The organism is Nocardioides pinisoli, assembly GCF_024199985.1.
Taxonomy (GTDB): Bacteria; Actinomycetota; Actinomycetes; order Propionibacteriales; family Nocardioidaceae; genus Nocardioides; species Nocardioides pinisoli.
Genome location: NZ_JANARS010000003.1, coordinates 241373 through 267022 on the forward strand (window position 1 = coordinate 241373; position 25650 = coordinate 267022).

Consider the following 25650-nt stretch of genomic DNA (forward strand, 5'->3'; position numbering starts at 1 on the left):
GTGGTGACCTCTTCGTTTCAGTCCCGTGGCGGGTACCGATCTACTGCGATCAACAACGACCCTACGCCTGCGGATTCCGTGGTGGGAACGCCCCGCGAGCGTGACGCACGCCACGCCCCGGCACGTGTGTCGGCCTCTCGCCCGCGGCAATAGGTTGACAGCCTGACTAGTTCGCGTCACCATCTAGCCATGCCGCTGTCCTCCGCCACCCAGCCGTGGCCGGCCGAGTGGCTGCGCGGCGCCCTCGGCGTGTGCGTACTGCACGTCGTCGCCGACGGCCCGACCTACGGCTACGCCATCGCCAGCGCCCTGGCCGACGTCGGCCTCGGAGCGATCAAGGGCGGCACGCTCTACCCGCTCCTCGCGCGCCTGGAGGAGGCAGGCCTGGTCACCGTCGAGTGGCGCGCCGGCGACGGGGGCCCGGGTCGCAAGTTCTACGCCCTGACCGACGCGGGGCGCGTCGAGCACGACCGCCAGACCAGCCAGTGGAGGGCCTTCGCCGAGGTCACCAGCACCTTCGTCAGCACGACCACGAGCAGCCCTGCTGCGCTTGCGCCCAGTCCCGGAAAGGACCCGTCATGAAGATCGACACGCACACTCCGCACGTCGAGCCGGACTGGGCGGAGGCGTTCCTGCTCGAGCTGCGCCTGCGCGGGGTCGGCGGTCGAGCCATCGGCGCCGCGCTCGCGGAGGTCGAGGCCCACTGCGACGAGAGCGGCGAGTCGGCGCGGGAGGCGTTCGGCGAGCCCGTGGCGTACGCCGTCGAGCTGGCGCCCGAGCGGGCCGCGATCCGCGACTGGCGCGCAGAGCTGCTCCCTTCGGGTGTCGGGCTCTCCGGCATGCTGCTCACGCTCGCCGCGCTCGGCGCCCTGCGCGTCGGCACTCGGGTCGAGGTCACCACCGGTGTCGTCGCGGTGGTGGTGCTCACGGTCGTGGGAGTCGCCCTCGTCGTCAGCTGTGCCGATCGCCTGCTGCGTGCGGTCGTGCGGCACTGGTGGGTCGCCGCGCTCGGCGCACTGGCCCCGATCGGGGTGTTCGTGGCGATCCTGCTGCTCGGTCGCCAGCCGCTGTTCACGTTGTCCGCGTCCGGCTCGCTGGCGGCGGGCGTCGTCCTCCTGGCGGCCAGCACCGCGATGGCGCTGCGCGTCACGGGCCTGAACGACCCCGTCGTTGGCCCCGAGGAGGCCGGCGGCGCGGGCACGGTGGCCGATGACGCGATGATGCGCGGCCTCGAGCGGCTGACGCCGTGGCTGCTCCCGCTGCTGACCGTGGTCATGGCGCTGCCGCTGCTGCTGCTCTGAGGCCCGGTCCTCCGGGTCAGCGGCGGAGGATGCGGCGCGCGGTGGTGTTGCCCGCCAGCTGGACGACCTGCACCAGCACCACGATCGCGATGACCGCGGTCCAGGTGACGACCGTGTCGAACTGCCGGAAGCCGTACTGCAGGGCGAAGTTGCCCAGCCCGCCGCCGCCGACGACGCCGGCCACCGCGGTCATGTCGACCAGCGCGACGAAGGCGAAGGTGTAGCCCAGCACCAGCGGCCCGAGCGCCTCGGGCAGCACCACGGTCCGCACGATCCGGGCCCGGCTGGCCCCGACGGAGCGCGCGGCCTCGATCACGCCCGGATCGACCGTGACGAGGTTCTGCTCGACGATGCGGCTGATGCCGAAGGCGGCGGCGAGCGTGAGGGCGAAGATGATGGCGGGGTTGCCGATGCCGGTGCCCACGACCACCCGGGCGAACGGCTGGACGGCGGCGATGAAGATGACGAACGGAATCGGCCGGAAGAAGTTCACCAGCACGTTGAGCACGACGCTGACCGGCCGGCTGGCGTAGAGCCCGCCGCTGCGGGTGACGTAGAGCCCGAGTCCCAGCAGCAGGCCCAGCAGGCCACCGAGGGTCAGGGTGATGGCGACGATGTAGAGGGTCTCCCACGCCGCCTCCCAGAAGAGCGGCCAGAGCTGGTCCATGTTGGAGTCGGTCATCGGGCCAGCTCCTTCGTGGGGACGAGTGCTCGTACGGCGTCGACCGCGGCGTCCACCGCCGCGGGATCGCCGTCGAGGGCGAGGGTGAGGTTGCCGAAGGTCTCGCCCTGGACCTCCTCGATCCCGCCGAAGACGAGCTCGAAGCGGACGCCGTGCTCGAGGAGCACCGCGAAGACGTCACTCTGACGCACCTCGTCGCCGCGGAAGGCGAGCTTGACGAAGCGTCCGGCGTGGCGGGCGTGGAGGGCGGCCAGCGCCTCGGCGTCGGGCTCGTCGTCGACGATCGTCGAGACGAAGCGGCGGGTGACGGGCTGCTGCGGGTCGGAGAGCACCTGCACGACCGGGCCCTCCTCGACGATGCGACCGGCCTCCATGACCACGACGCGGTGGGCCAGGCTGCGGACGACGTCCATCTCGTGGGTGATCACCACGATGGTGATGCCGAGCTCGCGGTTGACCCGGCGCAGCAGGGCGAGCACCTCCTGGGTGGTCTCCGGGTCGAGGGCGCTGGTCGCCTCGTCGGCGAGCAGCAGCCGGGGGTTGGTCGCGAGCGCGCGGGCGATGCCGACGCGCTGCTTCTGGCCGCCGGAGAGCTCCTCGACGTGGCTGTGGGCCTTGTCGGCGAGGCCGACGAAGTGGAGCAGGTCGGAGATCCGGGCGTTCTGCTCCTGCGCGGGGACGCCGGCCACCTCGAGCGGGTAGGCGACGTTGCCCCACACGGTGCGCGAGCGGAACAGGTTGAACTGCTGGAAGATCATCCCGATCCCCAGCCGCACCTCGCGCAGCTCGCGCTCCTTGAGGCCGGTGATCTCCCGGCCGTCGACCTGCACGCTGCCGGAGGTGGTGGTCTCCAGCGCGTTGATCAGCCGCACCAGGGTGGACTTCCCGGCACCGGAGTAGCCCACGATGCCGACGATCTCTCCCGCCTCGACCGTCAGGTCGACCCCGCGGATCGCCTCGACGGGCGTCCGTCCGCGTGCGGCCGGGAACGTCTTGTGCACGTCGGTCAGCTCGACGAGCGGCATCGTGGGCTCCTCCCCTGTCAGCGTCGGGTCACTGCTGGGCCGCGGTGTCGGCCTCGACGTCGTCGAGCGACGCCTGCAGGTCCTCCTGCGGGATCTTCACCAGCTCGGCGGTGCCGCCGGAGACGTCCTGCACGCCGTCGAGCACGGCCTGGGTCTCCTGGTAGACCTCGACGAGCTTGAGCAGCGTCGGGTCGTCGCGGTCCTCAGCGCGGACCGCGAAGACGTTGACGTAGGGCAGCGCGTTGGGGTCCTCGACGTCGTCGGTGGCCAGGGCGTCCTCGAAGGACAGGCCGGCCTTCTCGACGAAGTCGTTGTTGATGACCGCCGCGGCCACGTCGGGCAGCGAGGTGGGCGTGAGGTCGGCCTTGATCGCCTTGACCTCCACCTTCGAGGCGGCCTCGTCGATGTCGGCGAGCGTGGAGAAGATCGAGCCGCCGTCCTCCAGCGTGATGAGACCGGCCGACTGCAGGATCAGCAGGGCGCGGGCCTGGTTGCTGTCGTCGTCGGGGACGACCACGGTGTCGCCGTCCTGGATCTCCTCGACGGAGTCGACCTGGGAGGAGTAGAGGCCGAGCGGGTAGATCGCGGTGGAGCCCAGCGGCACGATGTCGTCGTCGTTGGCGACGTTGTACTCGGCGAGGTAGACGAGGTGCTGGAACTGGTTGATGTCGAGCTCGCCCTCGCTCAGCGCGGGGTTGGGCTGGGTGTAGTCGGCGAAGTCCTCGACCTCGAGGTCGATGCCCTCCTCGGCGGCGGCGTCGACGAGCACCTGCCAGTAGGGGTCGCTGGCGCCCACGGTGCCGAGCACGACCTTCTCGCGCTCCTCACCGCCGGCGGCGCCGGCGTCGTCACCTCGCGACCAGAGGAGGCCGACCACCACGACGATGACCGCGAGTACGGCGACGCCGATCAGGAGCGGCGTGCGTCGCTTGGCGGGGGGTGCGATCTGCGGGTGGGTCTCGGACACGGCGGAGCCTTTCGTCGTACGTCGGTGAGCGCGGGGACGAGCACGCACGGTGGCGTCACCCCCACTGGCCGCCGCCCATGCCTAACCGAACTAACTTGGTAGACAAGCACGACAAAGCCGTGCGGCGACCTTAGACCGGTGCAACCTCGAGAGGCCAAACCGCTATCCCGGTTGACGGTGTGAACCGCCTCACTCAGGCGCGCAGGTGGAGCCTGGCGTGGTCGGGGTCGTCGACGACGAAGGGGCGCGGCGCGCGCGGGAGCCAGGCGTGGGTGACGTGGTCGACCACGTGCACGCCCTCGGGTGACTCGATCTCCACGACTCCCTCGGGGACCTGCCCGTCGTGGAGCGCGTTCCACACCAGCCACTCGCGGCGCTTGCGCCGGTTGCGGATGGAGGTGGCGAACGACTCGGGGTTGGTCCAGTGGGCGAACTCGTCGCCGTCGAGCCACTTGAGCTCGACGCACAGCCCCTGCGGCAGCGCGAACATCTCGATGCGCTCGGGCGTCGTGCGGATCTCCCACTCCGGCGCCTTGGTGTAGACGTAGTCGGGGCTCATCGGGAAGCCCCACTCCTCGATGTTGCGCAGGCCGAGGTCGAGGTAGGCCTTGCGGTCCGACTCGACGTAGAGGCCGTGGCGCGGGAAGCGGATGACGGCCTCGGCCATCCCGACCTGCCAGGACAGGTCGGCCATCGACACCTCGCCCTCGGTGGTGAGGACCATGTCGCCGTCCCACTTCCACGAGTAGCGGGTGCGGACGTGGGAGAAGCACCAGTTGTAGAAGTAGGCGAGCGAGTGGACCGAGCGCTCGTTGACCGCCAGGTGCTCGGCGCCGGCGCGCGCCACCTGGAACGGGTACTCCTTCAGCGTGAACCGGTCCGACAGGCCGTGCTCGGCGGCCACCCGGAGCGCCTCCTCGCCGGTGCCGTCGTCGGAGCCGTTGTCGACCAGCAGCACGTGGTCGCACGCGCGCAGCAGCGGCGGCAGCACGAAGCGCAGGCCGGGTGCCTCGTTCTTGACCCTGAGCACGGCGGTGGCGCCGCGGCGGAGCCCGCCGGGCTGGTTCCACGGCCAGACGATGTCGAACTCGGTGTGGCCCTCGATGTTGGTCAGGCCGTGGCCCGAGCCGATCGGGATGGTCACGGCTGTCCGTCCCCGGACCCGTCGCGGCTGCGGCCGAGCGCCTTGCGCACCCCGCGCCGCACCGACGGCGGGATCGCGGCGCGTACGTCGTGGGGCACGCGGTCGGCGAGCGACCTCGAGCCGCCCGCATCGGCGGCCTCGTGGAGCGCCCGCCGCCGGGCCTGGTGGCGGGCGTGCTCGGCGGTCGAGCGGCTGATGGCCGCCGCCTCCTCGTAGAGGTCGACGTACTCCGCGCGCAGCTGGTCGAAGGTCTCGTGCGCGTCGGTGGTGTCGCCGCCCTCGTCGGCGAGCCTGTTGAGCTCCTCCCACGTCTGGCCGGTGAGGTCGTGCAGCCGCTTGGGCAGCGCGAGGTCGTCGAGCGTGGCGCTCACGCGGCGGAGGTTGGGGTCGATGAAGCGGTGGACCTCGCGGATCTGGTCGCTGCGCGTGTGGATGATCGTCTGCAGGTCGAGGGCGTGGCCCATGGCCGTGGTCGTCTTCACCCAGTCGGTCAGCAGGTCCTCGTAACGCACGAACACGCGGCCCCGGCCGGCGTCGGGCTCGCCCACGCCGTCGACGCTGCGGGTGGCGCGCTCGGTGTGGAGGAGCATGTTGACCCAGCTCGCCGCGAGGTGGGCCGAGCCCAGCTTGTTGGCGTAGTACTTCTGCTTGGAGCCGACGACCTCGGCGGGCGGGCGCAGCATGGTGGCGAAGACCGGCGTCGCTCCGGTGCGGATGGCGGCGACGCGCCACAGGCCCAGGAACCAGCTCAGCCGCGGGTCCTTGACCACGAGCTCGGGGTGCTCGGCGAAGTGCGGCTCGAGCCACTCGCTGACCCGGATCCGGGCGGGCTCGCGGCTGCAGATGCGGCCGGTGTCGAACCACGCCTCCGGACGGCTGTCGCTGACCTGCACGAGGGACTCGTGGAGCCACTCGTCGTGGACGTCGACGACCCACTGCGGCTCGCTGAACCCGCGCGGGTTGGAGTCGTCCGGCGGGACCTCGGGCAGCGGGACGTGCATCCCGAGCCGCGACACGATCCCGGCCAGGGTGCTGGTGCCGCTGCGGCCGGCGCCGGCGACGAAGAGGACCTTCCGCGGCACTCCGTCGGGGTTCATCTCGTCGATCGCTCTGGGCTGCTCGGTCACGGCGGGCAGCCTACCGGCGCGGAGCGATGTCCTAGGGTCCGGCCGTATGAGGCTGTTCTCCCGCACTCCGATGCTCGGGGTGGTGATCCCGGCGTGGGGCGTGGAGGACTACCTCGACGACTGCGTCCGCTCGCTGCTCGCCCAGACGCACCGGCGCTGGCAGGCGGTGATCGTCGACGACGGTGCCACCGACCGCACCGGCGAGCTCGCCGACGCCTGGGCGCGCCGGGACGACCGGATCAGCGTGGTCCACTCGGTCAACGGCGGCCTCGGCGCCGCCCGCAACCTGGGCACCCAGCACGTGCGGGGCGACTTCCTCACCTTCCTCGACTCCGACGACGTGCTGCCGCCCACGGCGTACGCCGACCTGGTGGGCGCGCTCACCCGCTCGGGCTCGGACTTCGCGACCGGCTCGATCGTGCGCTGGGAGGGCGACCGGCTCGTCGAGCCACCGTGGATGCGACGCCTCCACCGGCCGCTGCGGGGAGCGCGCGTCGAGGACCGGCCCGAGCTCCTGGGCGACGTGTTCGCCTGGAACAAGGTGTTCCGCCGGTCCTGGTGGGACGCCCGTGGCCTGTCGTGGCCGGAGGGGGTGCGCTACGAGGACCAGCCCACGACGACGCGGGCCTTCCTCGAGGGCAGCTTCGACGTGCTCGACGAGGTGGTCTACCACTGGCGGATCCGGGAGGGCTCGATCACGCAGACCCGCGCCTCGTCGCTGCAGGACCTCGCCGACCGGTGGGAGACCAAGCGGACGTCGCTGGCCGCGGTGCGGGCCCACGGCTCGGCCGAGGTCGAGCAGGTCTTCGTCGACCGGGTGCTGGCCGGCGACCTCTGGCGCTACTTCCTGCTCGTGCCCGGGTGCACGCCCGAGTGGTGGCGCCTGCTCCGCTCAGGCGTGCTGGAGCTCTGGGGCCGCCGCTCGCTGGTGCACAGCGGCCTGCCGCCCGTCCACCGGCTCGCGGGCTGGCTCGTCGAGCAGGACCGCCGCGCCGACGTCACCGCCCTGATGGAGTGGGCCGCCACGCTCGACGGACCCGCCCCGCGGGCGCAGGACATCGCCACGGGCGCGTGGCGGCTGTCGGTGCCCCCCTCGGTGCTCGACGAGACGACCGTGGCCCCGGAGGCCTTGGCGCTCCGGGACCACGAGATGTGACGAGCAGACGCGACCGAGAGACGAGGTCGTGGCGTGGGCTCGGCCAGATTGAGCAAGCCCCGCGGACTGACGCAGGAAGTCGCGACCGGGCGCGTCGAGATCAAGGACGCGCGGCTGCTCGTCTCACAGAAGGCCTTCGGACTCCAGGAACTCCTGCGCCACGTCGGCCGGCTGCTCGCGGTCGATCTGGACGCTGACGAGCAGCTCGCCGAGGGTCTCGTTGTCGAGCGCCGCCATCAGGTCGTTGAGCGGACCCTCGACGTCGGGGTGGTTGGCGAGGAAGTCGGTCGACACGGCGGGCACGAGGTTCTGCGCGGGCTGGATGCCCTTGTCGTCCTCGAGCAGGAGCAGGCCCTGGTCCTCGAGCGTGCCGTCGAGCGTGCTGGTCTGGCCGAGCTGGGCCTCGCCGTCGAGCACCGCCTGGAACGTCTCGGTGGAGGCGTAGCCCAGCGGCTCCAAGGTGATGTCGATGCCGTAGGTGTCGACCAGGCCCTTCTCGCAGTCGGTGCGGCCCTTGCAGTCGGGGGCGGCGGCCAGCGTCACGGCCTGGCCCTCGAGGTCGGAGAGCTTCGTGACGCCCTCGGCGTCGGAGAACTCCTGGCTGGTGAAGTAGCCGTTGGCCGAGAACGCCTCCGACGGCTCGAGCAGGGTGATGCCCTTCTCCTCGAGCAGCGACGCGCCGGCGTCGATCGTCTCCTGGGCGTCGCTGGTCGACAGCGGCTCCGCGTCGGGGCCGTTGGCGTCGGTGTTGAGCTGGTCGACGATGCCGGCGACGTACTCGGGGGCGATCTGCACCGAGTCGGGCATCTCGTTGAGGTAGACCGGGCGGGTGTCGACCAGGCGGGTCTCGACCTCGTAGCCCTCGGCCTCGAGGATCTGCTGGTACATCGCGGTGACGAGCGCGGCCTCGTCGAAGCTCTGGCTGCCGATGACGACGGACGTGCCCTCGCCACCTCCGCCACCCGAGCCCGAGGTGGGCTCGTCGTTCTCCGCGGCCAGGTCGTCGCCGGCACAACCGGCGAGCAGGGCGGTCAGGGCCAGACCGGTGACCGCCATCAGCGGACGTCGTACGTGCATGTCGTTGAACCTTCTGTGTCCCGTGGCCGAGCCACGCGTGTCCGGTGTGCGAGCGGGTCCGCTCAGCTCCCGGTGGGAGCCTCTGCCACCGTAGTCGAGGGCACCGACACGGCGTCATCACGATCCGGTGACGGGCCCCGCGGCATCGGGTCCACGGCGCGCTGGACCGCGGCGGCGGCCAGCTCCAGGACGAGGGCCACGAGGGCGACGACCACCGCACCCGCCATGCCCTGGGCGTAGTCGTTACGGGCGAAGCCCTCGGTGATGATCCGACCGAGGCCCGGTCCCGCGACCAGGGCCGCGATGGTGGCCGTGGCCCACACCTGCACGAGGGCGAGGCGCACGCCCGATGCGACCACGGGCAGCGCGAGCGGCAGCTCGACGCGCCGGAAGCGCTGCACCGGCGACATGCCCATGCCGTCGGCCGCCTCCTGCACGTCGGACGGCACCTCGCGCATCCCGACGTAGCCGTTGGTGATGAGCGGCGGGAGCGCGAAGAGCACGAGCGCGATGAGCGTCGCGAGGCCGGCGCGGCCGTAGGGGCCGAAGTCCGCGGACCCCGGCCAGTCGGCGGCGACCAGCAGGGCCAGCAGGGCGAACGTGGGGACGGCACGGCCGACGTTGGACACGTTGACGGCGAGGAAGCCGCCCTTGCCGAGGTGGCCGAGCCAGAGGGCGAGGGGCAGCCCGAGCAGCATCGCCGCGACGAGCGCGGTGGCGGTGAGCAGCAGCTGCTCGAGCAGGCGGGCGACGAGGCCGCCCGCGCCGGTCCAGCTGTCGGGGTCGAGGAGGTAGCGCCCGGTCTCGGCGAAGAGGTCCATCAGCGCGCCCCTGCCGTCCACGGCGTCAGCACCCGTTGCAGCAGCACCAGCACGACGTCGAGGACGACGGCCAGCACGACGCACAGCACCGCCGCGGTCATCAGCTCGGCGCGGAAGTCGCGCTGCACGCCGTGGGAGATGAGGTCACCCAGGCCGCCGTAGGCCACCAGGGTGCCGACGGTGGTCAGTGCGATCGTCGACACGGCCGCCACCCGCAGGCCGGCCATGACGACCGGGAGCGCGAGCGGCATCTCGATCCGGGTGAGCATCCGCGCGCGCCCGTAGCCGAGGCCGCGCGCCGCCTCGCGTACGTCGTCGGGCACGGAGCGGAGCCCGTCGAGGAGCGCCCGGACGAGGATCGTCAGCGCGTAGAGCCCGAGCCCGATCACGACCGTGGCGGCCGACAGGCCGGTGAACGGCACCAGCAGGGGCAGGAGCGCCAGCGACGGCACGGTGTAGACCCCGGTGCTGAAGCCCAGTACCGCGGACTCCAGGCGAGGCAGCCGCCGCGCGACCAGCGCCAGCGGCAGGGCGATGGCGATGCCGAGCGCGAGCGCCGCCAGCGTGATGAGGACGTGCTCGACGAGGGCGTCGGTGATCTGCTCGTGCCGGTCCTCGACGTACTGCCAGCAGAACCATTCGTTGACGAACCGGCTGTAGCAGCTCGGCCCGGAGTCTGCGGCCCCCAGTATGGTCACCGCATGGACGCTACACGGGGCGACGAGCCGATGATCCGGCTCGAGGGTGTGGGCAAGACCTATCCCGACGGGACCGTGGCCGTCCACGAGCTCGACCTCGAGGTCGCCCGCGGCGAGATGGTCTGCCTCGTCGGTCCGTCGGGCTGCGGCAAGTCGACGACCCTCAAGATGATCAACCGGCTGATCGAGCCGACCACCGGCCGGATCTGGCTCGACGGCCAGGACGTCACCGACGCCGACCCGGTCGAGCTGCGCCGCGGCATCGGCTACGTCATCCAGCAGATCGGCCTGTTCCCCCACCAGCGCATCGAGCAGAACGTGATGACGGTGCCGCTGCTCTACGGCGAGTCCAGGGCCACCGCGCGCGAGCGCGCCCACGAGCTGCTCGACACCGTCGGCCTCGAGCCGGAGCAGTACGCCCGGAAGTACCCCCACGAGCTGTCGGGCGGCCAGCGCCAGCGCGTCGGCGTCGCCCGGGCGCTGGCGGCCAACCCGCCCGTGTTGCTCATGGACGAGCCCTTCGGCGCCGTCGACCCCGTCGTCCGCGGCCGCCTGCAGGACGAGTTCCGCCGGCTCCAGGACGAGCTCGGCAAGACCGTCGTGCTGGTGACCCACGACATCGACGAGGCCATCCGTATGGGCGACCGTGTGGCCGTCTTCGCGGCCGGTGGCCGTCTCGCGCAGTACGCGACGCCCGGCGAGCTGCTCGCCCACCCCGCCGACGACCAGGTGGCCGACTTCGTGGGCTCCGGCGGCCTCCGCACGCTCACCGTGACCCGGCTCCGCGAGGACCACCTCGAGCCGCTCGACGGCGTCTCCACCGGCGACCTCGGCTCGGCCATCGACATCGACTCCTCCCTCGAGGACGCGCTCGCCGCGATGCTGCGCGACGACAAGCCGATGGTCGGGGTGCGACGCGGGCCGACGTTCCTCGGGGTGCTCACCCCCGCCGGGGTGCACCGGGCGCTGCGCGAGTCCCTGCGCTGAGGCGATCGTTCTACGTGACCGTCGTGGTCTCGACGCGTCGGTCCCGGCTTCGCAGGCTCAGCCGGGCGACGTGCTCGACCTGGCCGGTTGCACGCAGGACGCTCGTTCCTCGCGTCCTACGTGACCGTCACATCCTTGTGCCAGGACTCCGTGACGTACTTCGTGCCCCAGCCCATCGCGGTGTAGAGGCCGTCGGCCCCGGTCGGTGAGTCGGCGTCGACCTCGAGCCCGACACGGTCCCGACCGCGGGCGGCGGCGTCGGCGATGATCGTGCGGAGCAGGCCGGTGGCCACCCCGCGGCCGCGCGCGGACTCGAGCACGCCGAGGTAGGAGACGTACGACCCGTCGGGGCCGGTGCCGGACTCGCTCACCGTGCCGACGAGGGCACCGGCGGGCTCGGGCTCGCCGCCCTCGCCGTCGACGATCTCGGCCAGCCACCAGTGGTCCCACCGGTGGCCGGGGTCCTCCCGGAGCCGGTGGATGAACTCGTCGAAGGTCTCCTCCGAGGAGTTGAAGTGGTCGGTGAACGCGCCCTCGAGGACGTCGTGCACCGCCCGCAGGTCGGCCTCGTCGGGCATCCCGCCGGAGTCGTGGCCGCCCTGCCGCTCGACGAGGCGGAACACCACGCCCTTGCGCTCCCAGCGCGCCGGGTCGGGCACCAGCTCGGCCTCCGCGGCCTCCACCGAGCGGCTCATCTGCCACCACGTGCGGACCCGCTCGAAGCCGGCGTCGGCCAGCCAGGCGTGCTGGCGCTCGTCGTCGGCGAAGGACCCGGTGTCGATCTGCTGCTCGGCCAGGCCCCGGGCCGCTCCCACGGCCCTGGCCTGCGACTCGGCCCACTCGAAGAGCACCTCGCTGCAGCGGTCGGCGGTCCGCTGGTCGACGTCCCGGGCCACGATGTGCACGAAGAGCATCCGGCCCTCGGCTCGGTCGTGGACGCTGCCCCACGCCTGGATCCGGCCGTCGGGGTCGCGCACGACGAGGTTCTCACGCATGATCAGCCCGCGCTCGGAGACCTCGACCAGGACCTCCTCCTCCCCCGATCCCGCCCAGCCGCGTCCGGCGCGCTCGTGGTCGCGCAGCAGCTCCGTCAGCCGTTCGACGGTCGCCGGGTCGTCGCCGTCGGGCGCGTCGGCCACCCAGCCCGCGGGGAGCCCCGGGTCGTCCGGCAGCGCGTCGGTGGGGTCGCTCTCGAACCGGTTATCCTCAGGGATCACGAGCGGTCATTCTTCCGTACGCACCGCCGCCGCGCCCGTGGGCGGTGCGTGAGGAGGACTACGGGCGGACCGAACCCCCCTCAGCCACCGCTGCCGGACGGGTGACGGCGTGTCCCCCCGTGGGCGGTGCGTGAGGAGGACTACGGGCGGACCGAACCCCCCTCAGCCACCGCTGCCGGACGGGTCCCGGCGGCACGCGAGAACGGCGAGGGGCGTGCGTCGAGGCGGCTCAGGCGCTCTTGTGGTTGCGGCGCGCGGCAGCCGCGCGCAGCGAGTCGAGCTCGGCGCGCAGGACGTCGATCTCGGCCTCGAGCTCGGCGACGATGACGATCGCCTCGGCGGCGCGGCTCTCGGCGTCGTCGCGACCGCGCTCGGCCTCGTCACGACCCCGCTCGGCGGCGTCGGCGCGGCGGGCCTCCTGGCCGCGCTTGAGGGTCTGCTCGGCGGCGTTCTTCTGGGCGTTGGAGAGCGCGCGCTCGAGGACGTCGATGGCCTCCTCGCGCTCGTTGATCTTGCGACGCATGTCGGCGGCGAACGCCGCGGACTCGGCCGTACGACGTTCGGTGAGGGCGCGGTACTCCTGCGCCTGCACGGCCCGGTCGCGGGCGGCGTCGCGGCGCGCCTGCATGAGCTCGGAGTGGGTGATGCGGGTGGCGGCGGCACCGGCCAGCACGGCCACGACGGCAGCGACAGCGGTCAGGCCGGCCGACGAGGACGCGAGGGCGCCGATGACGAGCACCGCGCCGACGGCGAGGAGCGCGACGGCCACGGCCAGACGCGTGCTGCGCTGGCGGCGACGAGCAGGCGTGCGGGACACCTGTGACTGCTGTGACTGCTGGGGAGGCATGGCGCCAGACTAGGGGCGCGGCCGGCCACCGTCCGCGCGACACGCACGCTCGAGGGCGAGGGAGGCGAGGGTCACCCCGGCCGCACCGGCCGCCGCGACGAGCGCGCGCAGGATCCACCGGTCGGCGTAGTAGGACTCGTCGCCGAGCCAGCTGACGGCGTAGCCGACGTAGCCGGCCGTCACCAGCGCGCCGGCGAGGGCGCACGCGCGGGCCAGCACGAGGCGGTTGACGGCCTGGTGCGGCTCGAGCCGCTCGCGCCGCACGTGCACCGTCTGCCAGGTGTGCCAGGCGAGGAAGCCCATGATCGCGGCGACCAGCACCAGCACCAGCGCCTGGGCCCAGGACACGAGCGGCGGACGGCCCGTGAGCGCGCTCATCACCGGGTGGAGCGCCCAGCCGAGCGCCAGCCCTACGACTATGCAGGCCGTCAGGGCACGCGCAGAGGTCGGGCGGAGCGTGCCGCGGGGCTCCTCCGGGTCCGGGTCGGGCTCCGGCCCGGCGTCGCTCACTCGGCGCCGCTCACTCGACCTCGAGCGTGAGGTCCTCGCGCCTCTTCACGCCCGAGGAGTCGGAGGCGTCGAGCAGCTGGGCGATCGGGCCGCGGTCGGGGAAGACCGCGTCGGGCTCGAGGTCGTGCCACGGCTGGAGGACGAAGGCACGCTCGTGGGCGCGCGGGTGCGGCAGGCGGAGGAAGTCCTCGTTGGCGCGGCGGTCGCCGACGACGATCAGGTCGACGTCGAGGGTGCGCGGCGCGTTGCGGATGTCGCTGCGCTCGCGGTCGAAGGCGTCCTCGATCGCCAGCGCCCGTTCCATCAGCCGGGCGGCCGGGAGCGTGGTGTCGGCGAGCAGGACGGCGTTGAGGTAGGGACGCGAGCCGTCGGGCGAGTCCACCGGCTCGGTCTCGTAGACGGGCGAGACGCCGGTCACGAAGAAGTCGGGGGTGTCCGCGAGGGCGTTGACCGCCCCCTGGAGGGCCGCCAGGCGCTCGCCGAGGTTGGAGCCCAGGCCCACCACCACCCGACGGATCGGGTGCATCTCACCGGTGAGGGAGTCGGCATCCACGATGTGGGGGTTGGGGGTCTCAGTCATGAGCGTTGCCTCGCGTTCTGGTGATCGTCAGCGCGACGTCCGAGTACGTCGCGTCGATGGGCGCATCAGGTTTGTGGAGCGTGACTCGCGCCCATTCAACACGAGTGTCCAACAGGCACACGTCCGTGATGCGTTGAGCGACGGTTTCTATCAGGTCGACCGGGTCGCGCTCGACGGCAGCCTTCACGTCCGCCACCAGCGTGCCGTAGTTGACCGTGTCAACCAGGTCGTCGGAGGCGGCTGCGGGCCGGGTGTCGATGCCGAGCACGAGGTCGACGACGAAGACCTGCCCCTCGCGCCGCTCGAAGTCGAAGACGCCGTGGTGGGCGAAGCACTCGATGCCGGTCACGGCGAGCTCGTCGGTCACGCTCATGGGCGATCCCCTCCTGTCATCGCGGAGACCACCGCGAGCGCGTCGCGCGTGGCCCGTACGTCGTGCACGCGCACGAGCTCCACCCCCCGGACGGCCAGCAGGGTGACCAGGGCGACGTGGGCGTGCTCGCGCTCCTCCACCGGCCGCGGCGAGCCGTCGACCGCGAGCAGGGTGCCGAGGAACGACTTGCGGCTCGCGCCCACGAGCAGCGGGCAGCCCAGCTCGCGCAGGACGTCGATCGCGGCCAGCAGCTCCCAGTTGTGGGGCGGCCGCTTGGCGAAGCCCAGCCCCGGGTCGAGGACCACCCGCTCCTGCGGGACACCGGCGGCGAGGACGGCGTCGAGGCGCTCGCCGAGCTCTCGGCGTACAGACGCCACGACGCCGTCGGGCGAGTAGTCGGTGAAGTCGCGCATCCGGTCGGCATGGGCGCGCCAGTGCATGGCGACGTAGGTCGCGTCGCTGTCGGCGACGACGTCGAGGATCCGGGGGTCGGCGAGGCCGCCGGAGACGTCGTTGACGATCCGTGCGCCCGCGCCGAGGGCCGCCGCCGCCACCTCGGCGCGCATCGTGTCGACCGACACCACGGCCCCGTCGGCCGCCAGCTCGCGGATCACCGGGACCACGCGGTCGAGCTCCTCGGCCACGAGCGGACGGGTCGCTCCGGGCCGGGTCGACTCGCCCCCGATGTCGAGGACGTCGGCGCCCTGCTCCAGCAGGTCGCGCCCGTGGGCGACCGCGGCCTCGGTGGTGTCCCAGCGGCCGCCGTCGGAGAAGGAGTCCGGCGTGACGTTGACGATCCCCATCACGCGGGTGACCGCGGGTGCAGGCGGGGCGCCCTGGCTCACCTGGTGCCTGAGTGGATCAGCGCCATCGCCTCGGCGCGGGTGGCCTGGTGGGTGAGGAAGGCGCCGCGCACGGCCGAGGTGATCGTGCGGGCCCCGGCCTTCTTGACCCCGCGCATCGTCATGCAGAGGTGCTCGGCCTCGATCACCACGATGACGCCGCGCGCCTCGAGTATCTCCATCAACGAGTCGGCGACCTGCGTGGTCAGCCGCTCCTGCACCTGCGGGCGCTTGGCGTAGACGTCGACGAGCCGCGCCAGCTTGGACAGCCCGGTGATCTTGCCGGTCTCCGCCGGGATGTAGCCGACGTGCGCCACGCCGGTGAAGGGCACGAGGTGGTGCTCGCACATCGACCACAGCTCGATGTCACGCACCAGGACCATCTCCTCGTGCCCGAGGTCGAAGGTCGTGGTCAGCACGTCCTCGGCGCTCTGCCGCAGGCCGTGGGTGAGCTCGGCGTAGGCCCGGGCGACGCGTGCGGGGGTCTCGAGCAGCCCCTCGCGTTCGGGGTCCTCGCCGATCGCGATGAGCAGCTCGCGCACGGCCGCCTCCGCCCGCGCGTGGTCGAACTCCGGCACGTCCTCCGGATCGCGCAGGGGCGCGGTCACGGGGTCCGTCACGGTGCGTCCGGGTGGGGCGGGGCCGGCGCCTCGTGGCCGGGCAGCGGGCTGCCGTGGACGTCACCGCCGGCACCGGGCGGCGTCAGGATCGCGCCCGGCTCCGCCTCTTCGGCGCTCGCACCGGCGTGCACGCGGTCGCGGATCTCCTGCGGGATGTCGACCGGCGGGATCGTCGAGGGGACGCGCAGGGGCGAGCCGGTCCACGCGGGCCGGGACGGCCGCCGGGTGAGCGGCTCGAAGATCTCCGCGATCTCGGCCTTGTCGAGCGTCTCCTTGTCGAGCAGCGCGAGGACCAGCGCGTCGAGGACGTCGCGGTTGGTCTCGAGGATCTCGAAGGCCTCCTGGTGGGCGTGGCCCAGCAGCGTCTTGACCTCGCCGTCGACCGCCGCGGCGGTCTCCTCGGAGTAGTTGCGGGTGTGGCCCATGTCGCGGCCGAGGAAGGGCTCGGAGTTGCTGTCGCCCAGCTTGACGGCGCCGAGGCGCTCGGTCATGCCGTACTGGGTGACCATCGCGCGGGCCAGGTTGGTGGCCTTCTCGATGTCGTTGCCGGCACCGGAGGTGACGTCGTGGAAGATCAGCGCCTCGGCGGCCATGCCACCGAGCATGTAGGCGAGGGAGTCGAGCATCTCGCTGCGCGTCTGGGAGTACTTGTCGCGGTCGGGCAGCACCATCGTGTAGCCGAGCGCGCGACCGCGCGGCAGGATCGTCACCTTGTGCACGGGGTCGGTGCCCGGCAGCGCCGCGGCGACCAGCGCGTGGCCGCCCTCGTGGTAGGCGGTGATGAGCTTCTCGCGCTCGCTCATCAGGCGCGTACGACGCTGCGGACCCGCGATCACGCGGTCGATCGCCTCGTCGAGGGACGCGTCGGTGATCATCTTGGCGTTGCCGCGCGCGGTGAGCAGCGCCGCCTCGTTGAGCACGTTGGCCAGGTCGGCACCGGTGAAGCCGGGCGTGCGGCGGGCGATGCTGAGCAGGTCGATGTCCTGCGCCATCGGCTTGCCGCGCGAGTGGACCTTGAGGATCTGGTGGCGGCCGTTGAGGTCCGGGGCGTCGACCTGCACCTGGCGGTCGAACCGGCCCGGGCGCAGGAGCGCCGGGTCGAGCACGTCGGGACGGTTGGTGGCCGCGATCAGGATGACCCCGCCGCGCACGTCGAAGCCGTCCATCTCGACGAGCAGCTGGTTGAGGGTCTGCTCGCGCTCGTCGTGGCCGCCGCCCATGCCGGCGCCGCGGTGGCGGCCGACGGCGTCGATCTCGTCGATGAAGACGATGGCCGGCGGGTTCTCCTTGGCCTGCTCGAAGAGGTCGCGCACGCGGCTCGCGCCCACGCCGACGAACATCTCGACGAAGTCGGATCCGGAGATCGAATAGAACGGCACGCCCGCCTCGCCGGCGACGGCGCGCGCGAGGAGGGTCTTGCCGGTGCCGGGCGGGCCGTAGAGGAGGACGCCCTTGGGGATCTTGGCGCCGACGGCCTGGAACTTGGCCGGGTCGGTGAGGAACTCCTTGATCTCGCCGAGCTCCTCGATCGCCTCCTCACAGCCGGCGACGTCGCTGAACGTCGTCTTCGGCATGTCCTTGGTGATCAGCTTGGCCTTGGACTTGGCGAACTGCATGACGCCGCGGCCGCCGCCGCCCTGGGCCTGGTTCATCAGGAAGATGAACAGCAGGATGATCAGCGCGAAGGGCAGCAGCGTCGCCAGCAGCGAGCCGAGGAAGCTGGGCTGCGGGACGGTCGAGTTGTAGGACTCGATGGTGCCGGCGGCGCGCTGCTCGGTGACCGCTGCGAGGAGCTCCTCCTGCTGGCCGTCGATGTACTGCGCGACGACCTTGTCGCCGTCCTTGCGGGTGCCGTCGTCGAGCGTCGCCTGGATCTCGAAGTCGGCGCCGTTGAACTCGATCTCCTTGACCTTGCCGTCGTCGATGTAGGAGGCGAGGGTCGAGGTGTCGACCTCGTCGTAGCCGTCGCTGGGCGCGAGGAACTGGATCGCCAGCAGCACCGCGAAGGCGGACAGGACGATCCACAGCCAGGGACCCTTGAATATGCGCTTCACAGGCAACTTTCGGCGTTTCGGAGGTGAGGAGGCGACGCTACAACGCCGCCGGGTGCCCTCATTGTTTCAGGCAGGGTGAAGCGGGGCGACCGGTTCGGGCTCGAACGCACCCGCGCTCAGGAGTAGACGTGGGGCGCGAGCGTGCCGATGTCGCGCAGGTTGCGGTAGCGCTCGCGGTAGTCGAGGCCGTAGCCGACGACGAACTCGTTGGGGATGTCCCAGCCGACGTACTTCGGCTCCACGGGCATCGACAGCGCCTCGGGCTTGCGCAGCAGCGTGGCGATCTCCACGCTGGCGGGGCTGCGGCTCGAGAGGTTGTTGACCAGCCAGCTCAACGTGAGGCCGGTGTCGATGATCTCGTCGACGATCAGCACGTCGCGGCCGCTGATGTCGGTGTCGAGGTCCTTCAGGATGCGGACGACGCCGCTGGACTTGGTGCCCGAGCCGTAGGAGCTGACCGCCATCCAGTCCATCTCGAGGTGCCGCGGCATCGACCGGGCGAGGTCGGCCATGACCATCACCGCGCCGCGCAGGACGCCGACGACGAGCAGGTCCCGGCCCTCGTAGTCCTCGGTGATCTGGAGGGCCATCTCGGCCAGCCGCTGCTGGATCTGCTCCTCGGTGAAAAGGATGTTGACCAGGTCGTTCTCCACGTGGGACGAGTCCATGGGCGTCAGCCTAGGGTCTCAGGGCGCTTCGACGACCAGCAGCCCGTCACGACGGATCGCCCGGAGCGGGCCGGGCAGGTCGATCCACTTCTGGCCGCGCCAGCCGACGAGCAGCTGGTCGACGGCGAGGACGTGGTCGCGGGTCAGCTCGGACGCGGGCGACCCGGCGTCCAGCGCGGCGCGGTGGAGCGCGCGGTGCCGGATCGCGGGCGGCTCCTCGCGGAGGGTCGCGACGTCGAGGCCACCGTCGCGTCGGGCGTGGGCGAGCGCCCGGTCGGTGAGGTCGTCGAGCAGGGCGGTGTCCTCGCGCAGCTGGTCGGCCGTCCGGGCGAGGGCCTCGGCGATGCCGGGACCGAGCTCGGTCTCGAGCACGGGGAGCACCCGGTCCCGCACCCGCACGCGGGTGTAGCCCGGGTCGGAGTTGTGCGGGTCCTCCCACGCCTCGAGCCCCTCGACGAGGCAGGCGGTGACGGTGTCGGCACGGCGTACGCCGAGCAGCGGGCGCGCGAACACGCCGAAGGCCGGCCGCATGCCCTGCAGCGACCGCCCACCCGAGCCGCGGGTCAGGCCGAGCAGCACGGTCTCGGCCTGGTCGTCGAGGGTGTGGCCGAGCAGCACGAGCCCGGCCCGCAGGTGCTCGGCGACCTGCTCCAGGACGGCGTACCTCGCCTTGCGTGCGGCAGCCTCCGGACCGAGGCCGGACGCGGCGTCGACCTCGACGCGCGCGGTCAGGGTCTCGTCGACGCCCATCGCGGCGAGCTGGGCGACCACGCGGTCGGCCTGCTCGGCCGAGCCGGGCTGGAGGCCGTGGTCGACGGTCACCCCGACGACGCGCAGCCCGAGCTTGTGGCCCTCGAAGACGGTCGCGGAGGCGAGGGCGAGGGAGTCGGCTCCGCCGCTGCACGCCACGGCCACGGTCCCCCGGCCATCACCAGTGCCACCGCCTCGGGCCTCCGGCGCGGCGAGCGTCCTGCGGACGGGCACCCGGACCGCGGCGATCGAGGGGTGGAGCGTCACAGCACCCGGGCGACCCAGGCGTCGGGGTCGGTGATCTCGGCCTTGGACGGCAGCGTCTCGGGGCCGATCCACACGGCGTTGAACTCGTCCATGCCGACCTTGTCGACGACGTGGCGCACGAACGCCGCACCGTCGCGGTACTGCGCCATCTTGGCGTCGAGGCCGAGCAGGCGGCGCAGCAGCTTGTCGAGGGAGCCGACGCCCTTGCGGCGCTGGTTGAACTTGCGGCGGATCTCCTCCACCGACGGGATGACCGTGGGACCGACGCCGTCCATCACGACGTCGGCGTGGCCCTCGAGCAGCGACATCACCCCGGTGACGCGGTCGAGGATCTCCTTCTGCTCGGGCGAGGAGACGAGGTCGAGGACGCTGCCGTTGCCGCCGCGGATGGCGTCGGCGCCGCGCCGCAGCCCGTCGAGCAGCGCGCTCGGCTCCAGGGTGTCGGCGACGGCGTGCATCTGGGACATGAGGTGCTCGCCCAGCCAGGGGTTGGCGGTGAACTGGACCCGGTGGGTCTCCTCGTGCAGGCACACCCACAGCCGGAAGTCGGTGGGGTCGGCGCCGATCTCGCGCTCGACGTGGACGATGTTGGGCGCCACCAGCAGCAGCCGGCCGTGCGGGTCGTGGAAGGGGTCGAACTGCCCCAGCACCTTGCTGCTGAGGAAGCCGAGCATCAGCCCGACCTCGGCGCCGGTGACCCGGGTGCCGATCGCCTCGGCGAACGCCGACGGGGGGCCCTTCTTCTCCACCAGCTTGTCCACGACGGGGCGGAGGATCTTGGCGAAGCCGTCGGCGTTGGCGCGCAGCCACCCGGTGCGGTCGACCACCAGCACGGGAGCGGTGCCCGCCTCGGTGTGCAGCCCGGTGAAGTCACGGACCAGCGGGGTCGAGCGCTCAGCCCCCTCGCGCAGCTCGACGACGGCGGCGGCGGCCTCGTCGGGCGACACGTCCGGCCCGGGCCCGGCGATCCGGGATCCCACGGTGACGGCGAAGTCCCAGTCGACGAGGTTCATGTCACGACACTAGCCGGGAGCGAAGAATGAGCTCCCGGCGTGGGGAGAGAGGTCGAGTGCCCCCACGACCGAGCCCGCGAGGTCGTGACGGGGTGTATCGAGACCCACGGGTGGGGAGCGAAGAATGAGCTCCCGGCGTGGGGAGGGAGGTCGAATGCCCCCACGACGGAGCCCGCGAGGTCGTGACGGGGTGTATCGAGACCCACGGGTGGGGAATCGACGATCGGACCGAGGAGGACGTGCGCGACCCGGCGGGCCTCAGCGCGTGCAGCGGCACGCTGCGAGCGAGGCGGCCGCGCGGTCGAGGGCCTCCTGCGCGTCGTAGCGCTCGTCGGGCGGCGACCTGTCCGCCCCGAAGACGAAGGCCAGCGCATGTCCCTCGCGGTCCACGGCGATGCCGGCCAGGGCGTGCACGCCGGTGAGCGTGCCGGTCTTGGCGCGTACGACGCCGCGCGCGACCGCGGGCCCCTCGGCGAAGCGGTAGGTCAGCGAGCCGGTGAACCCGGCGACGGGCATCCCGGTGACCAGGCTGCGCATGGCGTCGCCGTCGGGACCCGCCGCGTGCTGGAGCAGGTCGATCAGCGTGGCGGTCGAGACCCGGTTGCGCCGCGACAGCCCGGAGCCGTCGTACAGCTCGGCGCCGGTGACGTCGATCCCGAGCCCGCCGAGGGTGGTGAGCACGCCGGCGGCGCCGGCCTCGAAGGACCCTGCGCCGGCCGTGGCGAGGCCGACGTGGTGGGCGACCACCTCGGAGCCCTCGTTGTCGCTGACGTCGAGGATCCGTTCGGCGACCTCGGACAGGGGCGCGCTCTCGACGGCGGCGAGCTCCTCGGCGCCGGGCGGCGCGACGACCCGGCGGGGCTGACCGGTCACCCGCAGGCCGGCGGCGCTGAGGGCGTCGGCGAAGACCCGGGCGGCGGCCAGCGACGGCTCGTCCGCCTTGAGGTCGCTGTCGGGCTCGTCGCCCCCGTCGACCATGAGAGCTGTGATCGGGCTGACGATGTCGTCGGGGACGTAGTCGCGACGCCAGGCGGGGTTGTCGGTCGGGCCGGTGAACAGGCTGTCGTCGAAGCGGACCCGCACGCGTCCCTGGCCACCCAGGGCCGCGGCGACGTCGAGGGCGAGCGTCGTGACGTCCGCGCGGGCGGGGTACGTCGACTCGGCCTCGGCGAGGGTGAGGGACCTGCTCGCCAGCAGGGGGTCTCCCCCGCCCACCAGCACCACGTCGCGCGGGCCCGGGCCGCGGACGACCCGTGTCGTGAAGGTGTGGTCGGGGCCGAGCACCTCGAGGGCGGCGCCGAGGGTGAGCAGCTTGGTCGTCGAGGCCGGCAGGTAGCGCCCGTCGCCCGACGTCCACTCGGGCGAGCCCGGAGCCAGCGCGGCGACCGCCCCGACGACGTGGCGGCCCAGGTCGGGGTCGGCGAGGTCGTCGCCGACGGCAGCGGCGACCCGATCGGGGGCGAGGGCGGTCGCGGGGTCGAGGGCGACGGCGTCGTCGACCGGCGGCGACCACTCGGGCAGGTCGAGCCCCGCCGGCGCGAGCACCTGCTCGGGCTCGGTCACAGGGTCGGCGGCCAGCCCGGGCAGGTAGCGCTGGCCCCACTCGAAGCGATAGGCCCCCACCCCGGCCGCGAGCAGCGCGAGCACGAGCAGCGGCGGCAGCCAGTGGACGACGGACCAGCGGCGCGAGTGGCGTAGGTCACGTCCCACCCTTTTCGGTCCTCTCGCTTCGCGCATCGGGCCCATTGTGCGCGACACTGCCCCGAGACCAACGCGTCGGGCCCGCGGCCGGACGCAGCTGAGCGGCCCGAGGGCGTGCCGGAAAAGTGGAGGAAGACGTGCTGAGTTTCGACGTGCTGGTGGAGATCCCCAAGGGTGAGCGCAACAAGTACGAGGTCGACCACGAGTCCGGACGGATCCGCCTGGACCGCATGCTCTTCACCTCGACGGCCTACCCGGCGGACTACGGCTACATCGAGAACACGCTCGGCCAGGACGGCGACCCGCTCGACGCGCTCGTGATCCTGCAGTCCCCCACCTTCCCCGGCTGCCTCATCGAGTGCCGCGCGATCGGGATGTTCCGGATGACCGACGAGGCCGGCGGCGACGACAAGGTCCTCTGCGTGCCGAGCCACGACCCGCGCCTGGAGCACCTGCGCGACATCAACCACGTCTCGAAGTACGACCGTCTCGAGATCCAGCACTTCTTCGAGGTCTACAAGGACCTCGAGCCCGGCAAGTCCGTCGAGGGGGCCGACTGGGTCGGCCGCACCGAGGCCGAGGCCGAGGTCCGCGCCTCCTTCGAGCGCTTCAAGACCGAGGGCCACGGCGACGACGTCGCCAACCTCGCCGACGACAGCCTCGGCGAGGACGCCTGACTGCTGACGGTCGCCTCCGCGCCACCGCCGCTGTAACGCCGGGTTAGTGCCTGTACCCACCCCCTTGCACGGGGGTGGGCAGAGCACCCAACCCGGCGTTACAGCGCTTCCGGCCCGCGGGTCGGATCAGGCCGCGCGCCCCGCCTCGTCGGCGGCCGGCGCCTGCGGCTCGAGGGCCTCGGTGAGGATCTCCGTCACCCGCCCGACCGGACGCACGTCCAGCTCCGCGAGCAGCTCGGCGGGTACGTCGTCGAGGTCGGCGCGGTTGCGCTCCGGGACGAAGACCGTGGCCAGCCCGGCGCGCTGGGCCGCCAGCAGCTTCTGCTTCACGCCGCCGATCGGGAGCACCCGGCCCGACAGCGTGACCTCGCCGGTCATGCCGACGTCGGAGCGCACGGGCCGCCCGGTGAGCAGCGAGACCAGGGCGGTCACCATCGTCACGCCGGCGGACGGCCCGTCCTTGGGGATCGCTCCTGCCGGGAAGTGCACGTGGATCGACTGGTCGAAGGCGGCCTGGTCGATGCCGAGCTCGGCCGCGTGGGCGCGCACCCACGACAGCGCGATCGACGCGGACTCCTTCATGACGTCGCCGAGCTGGCCGGTGACGGTGAGGCCGGCCTTGCCCTCCGCGACGGAGGTCTCGACGTAGAGCACGTCGCCGCCGAGCCCCGTGACGGCGAGACCCGTCGCGACGCCGGGCACGTCGGTGCGCTCGTGGCTGTCGGGGGTGAACCGCGGCCGGCCGACCAGGTCCTTGAGGCCGTCCAGGTCGATGTCGAGCCGGTCCACCTCGCCGGTCGCGAGCCGGGTGGCGGCCTTGCGGAACGCCTTGGCCAGCAGCCGCTCGAGCTGGCGTACGCCGGCCTCGCGGGTGTAGTTGGCGGCGAGCTCGCCGAGTGCGGCGTCGGAGACGGTGACCTCGTCAGGGGTCAGCGCGGCCCGCTCGAGCTGGCGCGGCACCAGGAAGTCGCGCGCGATGGCGACCTTGTCGTCCTCGGTGTAGCCGTCGATGGTGACGAGCTCCATGCGGTCGAGCAGCGCCGAGGGGATCTGCTCGACGACGTTGGCGGTCGCGATGAAGAGCACGTCGGACAGGTCGAGGTCGAGCTCGAGGTAGTGGTCGCGGAAGGTGTGGTTCTGCGCCGGGTCGAGCACCTCGAGCAGCGCCGCCGCCGGGTCGCCCCGGTAGTCGGCACCGACCTTGTCGACCTCGTCGAGCAGGACGACCGGGTTCATCGAGCCGGCCTCCTTGATCGCTCGCACGATGCGTCCGGGCAGCGCGCCGACGTAGGTGCGCCGGTGACCGCGGACCTCGGCCTCGTCGCGTACGCCACCGAGCGCGACCCGGACGAACTTCCGGCCCAGGGCGCGGGCGACCGACTCGCCCAGCGAGGTCTTGCCCACGCCGGGAGGACCGGCGAGCAGCACGACCGCACCGGAGCCGCGACCGCCGATGACCTGCAGGCCGCGCTCGGCCCGGCGGGCGCGCACCGCGAGGTACTCGGTGATGCGGTCCTTGACCTCGTCGAGGCCGTGGTGGTCGGCGTCGAGCACCGCACGCGCGGCCGCGACGTCGTTGGAGTCCTCGGTCCGCTCGTTCCACGGCAGCTCGAGGACGGTGTCGAGCCAGGTGCGGATCCAGCCGGCCTCGGGGTTCTGGTCGCTCGAGCGCTCGAGCTTGTCGACCTCGCGCAGCGCGGCCTCGCGGACCGCCTCGGGCAGGTCGGCACCCTCGACGCGGGCCCGGTAGTCGTCGGAGCCGTCGGGCTCGCCCTCGCCGAGCTCCTTGCGGATCGCGGCAAGCTGCTGACGCAGCAGGAACTCGCGCTGGTTCTTCTCCAGGCCCTCGCGCACGTCCTGGCTGATCTTGTCGTTGACCTCGTCCTCGGTGTCGTAGGCCCGGGTCCACTCGATGAGCAGCCGCAGCCGGTCGCCCACGTCGGGTGTCTCGAGCACCTGGCGCTTCTGGTCGTCGGAGAGGTAGGGCGCGTAGCCGGAGGTGTCGGCGAGCGCGTCGGGGTCGGCGATGCGTCGGACGTTCTCGATCACCTGCCACGCCTCCCGGCGCTCGAGGATCGAGACGACCAGCGTGCGGTAGTCCTCGGCGAGGGCGCGCAGCTCGTCGGTGACGTCCGCCTCGGGCACGGCCGTGACCTCGACCCAGAGCGCGGCGCCGGGTCCGGAGACGCCGGCCCCGATCGCGACGCGGCTCTCGGCGCGCAGCACGGCGGCGGGCCGGCCGCCGGCGAAGCGGCCGACCCGGTCGACCACGGCGACCACGCCGTGGGTGGCGTAGCGGTCCTCGAGGCGGGGGGCGACGAGCACCCTGGTGGGCTCGTCGTCGTGGGCCAGGCGCGCGGCGTCGATGGCGGCGCGGGCGGAGTCGTCGAGCTCGATGGGCACGACCATGCCGGGCAGCACGACCGTGTCGTGGAGGAGGACGACGGGGAGCGAGGTGGGCAGGGACAGGTTCTGCGTCATGCCTGCACAACGCTCGCCCTGGCGCGGACGATGCCCGGTCGGGGTTCGCCCACCGCGAACGCCGC

General features: G+C 72.5%; 26 protein-coding genes. 5 read left to right on the plus strand and 21 right to left on the minus strand.

Features of this window, described 5'->3' with window-relative positions; all coding sequences use genetic code 11:
* Positions 1–189: 189 nt before the first annotated feature.
* Together NCI01_RS08280 and NCI01_RS08285 are read left to right on the plus strand one after the other, a co-directional pair.
* Positions 190–582 (plus strand): PadR family transcriptional regulator, encoded by a 393-nt coding sequence (locus NCI01_RS08280; protein ID WP_308213202.1) that lies wholly within the window; start codon positions 190–192, stop codon positions 580–582.
* A complete protein-coding gene (locus NCI01_RS08285) occupies positions 579–1301 on the plus strand; it encodes a hypothetical protein (protein WP_254181002.1) in 723 nt (240 codons plus the stop codon). The genes NCI01_RS08280 and NCI01_RS08285 overlap by 4 nt, the downstream gene beginning before the upstream one ends.
* A 16-nt stretch (positions 1302–1317) precedes the next feature.
* Here NCI01_RS08285 and NCI01_RS08290 read toward each other — a convergent pair whose 3' ends face one another.
* The 5 genes from NCI01_RS08290 to NCI01_RS08310 form a co-directional block, all read right to left on the minus strand.
* Complete coding sequence (locus NCI01_RS08290) at positions 1318–1983, minus strand: methionine ABC transporter permease (RefSeq protein WP_254181003.1); 666 nt, start codon at positions 1981–1983, stop codon at positions 1318–1320.
* The gene (locus tag NCI01_RS08295; RefSeq protein WP_254181004.1) at positions 1980–3008 is read right to left on the minus strand and encodes a methionine ABC transporter ATP-binding protein; all 1029 of its coding nucleotides are present in this window, start codon (positions 3006–3008) and stop codon (positions 1980–1982) included. The genes NCI01_RS08290 and NCI01_RS08295 overlap by 4 nt, the downstream gene beginning before the upstream one ends.
* A 28-nt stretch (positions 3009–3036) precedes the next feature.
* On the minus strand, positions 3037–3975 hold the full coding sequence (locus NCI01_RS08300; protein WP_254181005.1) for a MetQ/NlpA family ABC transporter substrate-binding protein: 939 nt from the start codon (positions 3973–3975) through the stop codon (positions 3037–3039).
* A gap of 193 nt (positions 3976–4168) precedes the next feature.
* A complete protein-coding gene (locus NCI01_RS08305; RefSeq protein WP_254181006.1) occupies positions 4169–5119 on the minus strand; it encodes a glycosyltransferase family protein in 951 nt (316 codons plus the stop codon).
* Positions 5116–6246 (minus strand): sulfotransferase family protein, encoded by a 1131-nt coding sequence (locus tag NCI01_RS08310; protein WP_254181007.1) that lies wholly within the window; start codon positions 6244–6246, stop codon positions 5116–5118. The genes NCI01_RS08305 and NCI01_RS08310 overlap by 4 nt, the downstream gene beginning before the upstream one ends.
* A 46-nt stretch (positions 6247–6292) precedes the next feature.
* On the opposite strand from NCI01_RS08310, the gene NCI01_RS08315 reads away from it, so the two are divergent.
* Positions 6293–7402, plus strand: a complete 1110-nt coding sequence (locus NCI01_RS08315; protein ID WP_254181008.1) for a glycosyltransferase family 2 protein — start codon at positions 6293–6295, stop codon at positions 7400–7402.
* A gap of 123 nt (positions 7403–7525) precedes the next feature.
* On the opposite strand, the gene NCI01_RS08320 is transcribed toward NCI01_RS08315, so the two are convergent.
* From NCI01_RS08320 to NCI01_RS08330, 3 genes are all read right to left on the minus strand, one after another.
* A complete protein-coding gene (locus NCI01_RS08320) occupies positions 7526–8479 on the minus strand; it encodes an ABC transporter substrate-binding protein (protein ID WP_254181009.1) in 954 nt (317 codons plus the stop codon).
* 62 nt (positions 8480–8541) lie between these two features.
* Entirely contained in the window at positions 8542–9300 is a 759-nt protein-coding gene (locus NCI01_RS08325) for an ABC transporter permease (protein WP_254181010.1), read from the minus strand.
* Positions 9300–9998: an ABC transporter permease gene (locus NCI01_RS08330; RefSeq protein WP_254181011.1), complete on the minus strand. Its 699-nt coding sequence runs from the start codon at positions 9996–9998 to the stop codon at positions 9300–9302. Before NCI01_RS08330 ends, NCI01_RS08325 begins: the two co-directional genes overlap by 1 nt.
* 3 nt (positions 9999–10001) lie before the next feature.
* Between NCI01_RS08330 and NCI01_RS08335 the strand changes: the two genes are divergently transcribed.
* Positions 10002–10985 (plus strand): ABC transporter ATP-binding protein, encoded by a 984-nt coding sequence (locus NCI01_RS08335; RefSeq protein WP_254181012.1) that lies wholly within the window; start codon positions 10002–10004, stop codon positions 10983–10985.
* A gap of 116 nt (positions 10986–11101) precedes the next feature.
* Here NCI01_RS08335 and NCI01_RS08340 read toward each other — a convergent pair whose 3' ends face one another.
* The 12 genes from NCI01_RS08340 to dacB form a co-directional block, all read right to left on the minus strand.
* The gene (locus NCI01_RS08340; RefSeq protein ID WP_254181013.1) at positions 11102–12202 is read right to left on the minus strand and encodes a GNAT family N-acetyltransferase; all 1101 of its coding nucleotides are present in this window, start codon (positions 12200–12202) and stop codon (positions 11102–11104) included.
* Between the two features lie 229 nt (positions 12203–12431).
* Positions 12432–13049 carry a hypothetical protein gene (locus NCI01_RS08345; RefSeq protein WP_254181014.1) on the minus strand — a complete coding sequence of 206 codons (618 nt, stop codon included), beginning with the start codon at positions 13047–13049 and terminating at the stop codon, positions 12432–12434.
* Positions 13050–13058: 9 nt separating this feature from the next.
* The gene (locus tag NCI01_RS08350) at positions 13059–13559 is read right to left on the minus strand and encodes a DUF3180 domain-containing protein (RefSeq protein WP_254181015.1); all 501 of its coding nucleotides are present in this window, start codon (positions 13557–13559) and stop codon (positions 13059–13061) included.
* Positions 13560–13569: 10 nt separating this feature from the next.
* A complete protein-coding gene (gene folK / locus NCI01_RS08355; protein WP_254181016.1) occupies positions 13570–14139 on the minus strand; it encodes a 2-amino-4-hydroxy-6-hydroxymethyldihydropteridine diphosphokinase in 570 nt (189 codons plus the stop codon).
* Positions 14132–14512: a dihydroneopterin aldolase gene (gene folB, locus NCI01_RS08360; protein ID WP_254181017.1), complete on the minus strand. Its 381-nt coding sequence runs from the start codon at positions 14510–14512 to the stop codon at positions 14132–14134. The genes folK and folB overlap by 8 nt, the downstream gene beginning before the upstream one ends.
* The gene (gene folP, locus NCI01_RS08365) at positions 14509–15315 is read right to left on the minus strand and encodes a dihydropteroate synthase (protein WP_254181234.1); all 807 of its coding nucleotides are present in this window, start codon (positions 15313–15315) and stop codon (positions 14509–14511) included. The genes folB and folP overlap by 4 nt, the downstream gene beginning before the upstream one ends.
* Positions 15316–15353: 38 nt before the next feature.
* Positions 15354–15932, minus strand: coding sequence for a GTP cyclohydrolase I FolE (gene folE, locus NCI01_RS08370; protein ID WP_254181235.1), 579 nt, complete (start codon positions 15930–15932; stop codon positions 15354–15356).
* Positions 15933–15970: 38 nt separating this feature from the next.
* Positions 15971–18028: an ATP-dependent zinc metalloprotease FtsH gene (gene ftsH, locus NCI01_RS08375; protein ID WP_308213203.1), complete on the minus strand. Its 2058-nt coding sequence runs from the start codon at positions 18026–18028 to the stop codon at positions 15971–15973.
* A 116-nt stretch (positions 18029–18144) separates the two neighbouring features.
* Positions 18145–18696 carry a hypoxanthine phosphoribosyltransferase gene (hpt, locus tag NCI01_RS08380; protein ID WP_254181019.1) on the minus strand — a complete coding sequence of 184 codons (552 nt, stop codon included), beginning with the start codon at positions 18694–18696 and terminating at the stop codon, positions 18145–18147.
* Between the two features lie 18 nt (positions 18697–18714).
* A complete protein-coding gene (gene tilS / locus NCI01_RS08385; RefSeq protein WP_254181020.1) occupies positions 18715–19713 on the minus strand; it encodes a tRNA lysidine(34) synthetase TilS in 999 nt (332 codons plus the stop codon).
* Entirely contained in the window at positions 19710–20726 is a 1017-nt protein-coding gene (locus NCI01_RS08390; RefSeq protein WP_254181021.1) for an Rv3626c family coenzyme F420 biosynthesis-associated protein, read from the minus strand. The genes tilS and NCI01_RS08390 overlap by 4 nt, the downstream gene beginning before the upstream one ends.
* Positions 20727–20984: 258 nt before the next feature.
* The gene (gene dacB / locus NCI01_RS08395; RefSeq protein ID WP_254181022.1) at positions 20985–22436 is read right to left on the minus strand and encodes a D-alanyl-D-alanine carboxypeptidase/D-alanyl-D-alanine endopeptidase; all 1452 of its coding nucleotides are present in this window, start codon (positions 22434–22436) and stop codon (positions 20985–20987) included.
* A 131-nt stretch (positions 22437–22567) separates the two neighbouring features.
* Between dacB and NCI01_RS08400 the strand changes: the two genes are divergently transcribed.
* On the plus strand, positions 22568–23104 hold the full coding sequence (locus tag NCI01_RS08400) for an inorganic diphosphatase (protein ID WP_254181236.1): 537 nt from the start codon (positions 22568–22570) through the stop codon (positions 23102–23104).
* A gap of 126 nt (positions 23105–23230) precedes the next feature.
* Here the strand turns inward: NCI01_RS08400 and lon are convergent, their stop codons facing one another.
* Positions 23231–25585: an endopeptidase La gene (gene lon / locus NCI01_RS08405; RefSeq protein ID WP_254181023.1), complete on the minus strand. Its 2355-nt coding sequence runs from the start codon at positions 25583–25585 to the stop codon at positions 23231–23233.
* Positions 25586–25650 lie beyond the last annotated feature (65 nt).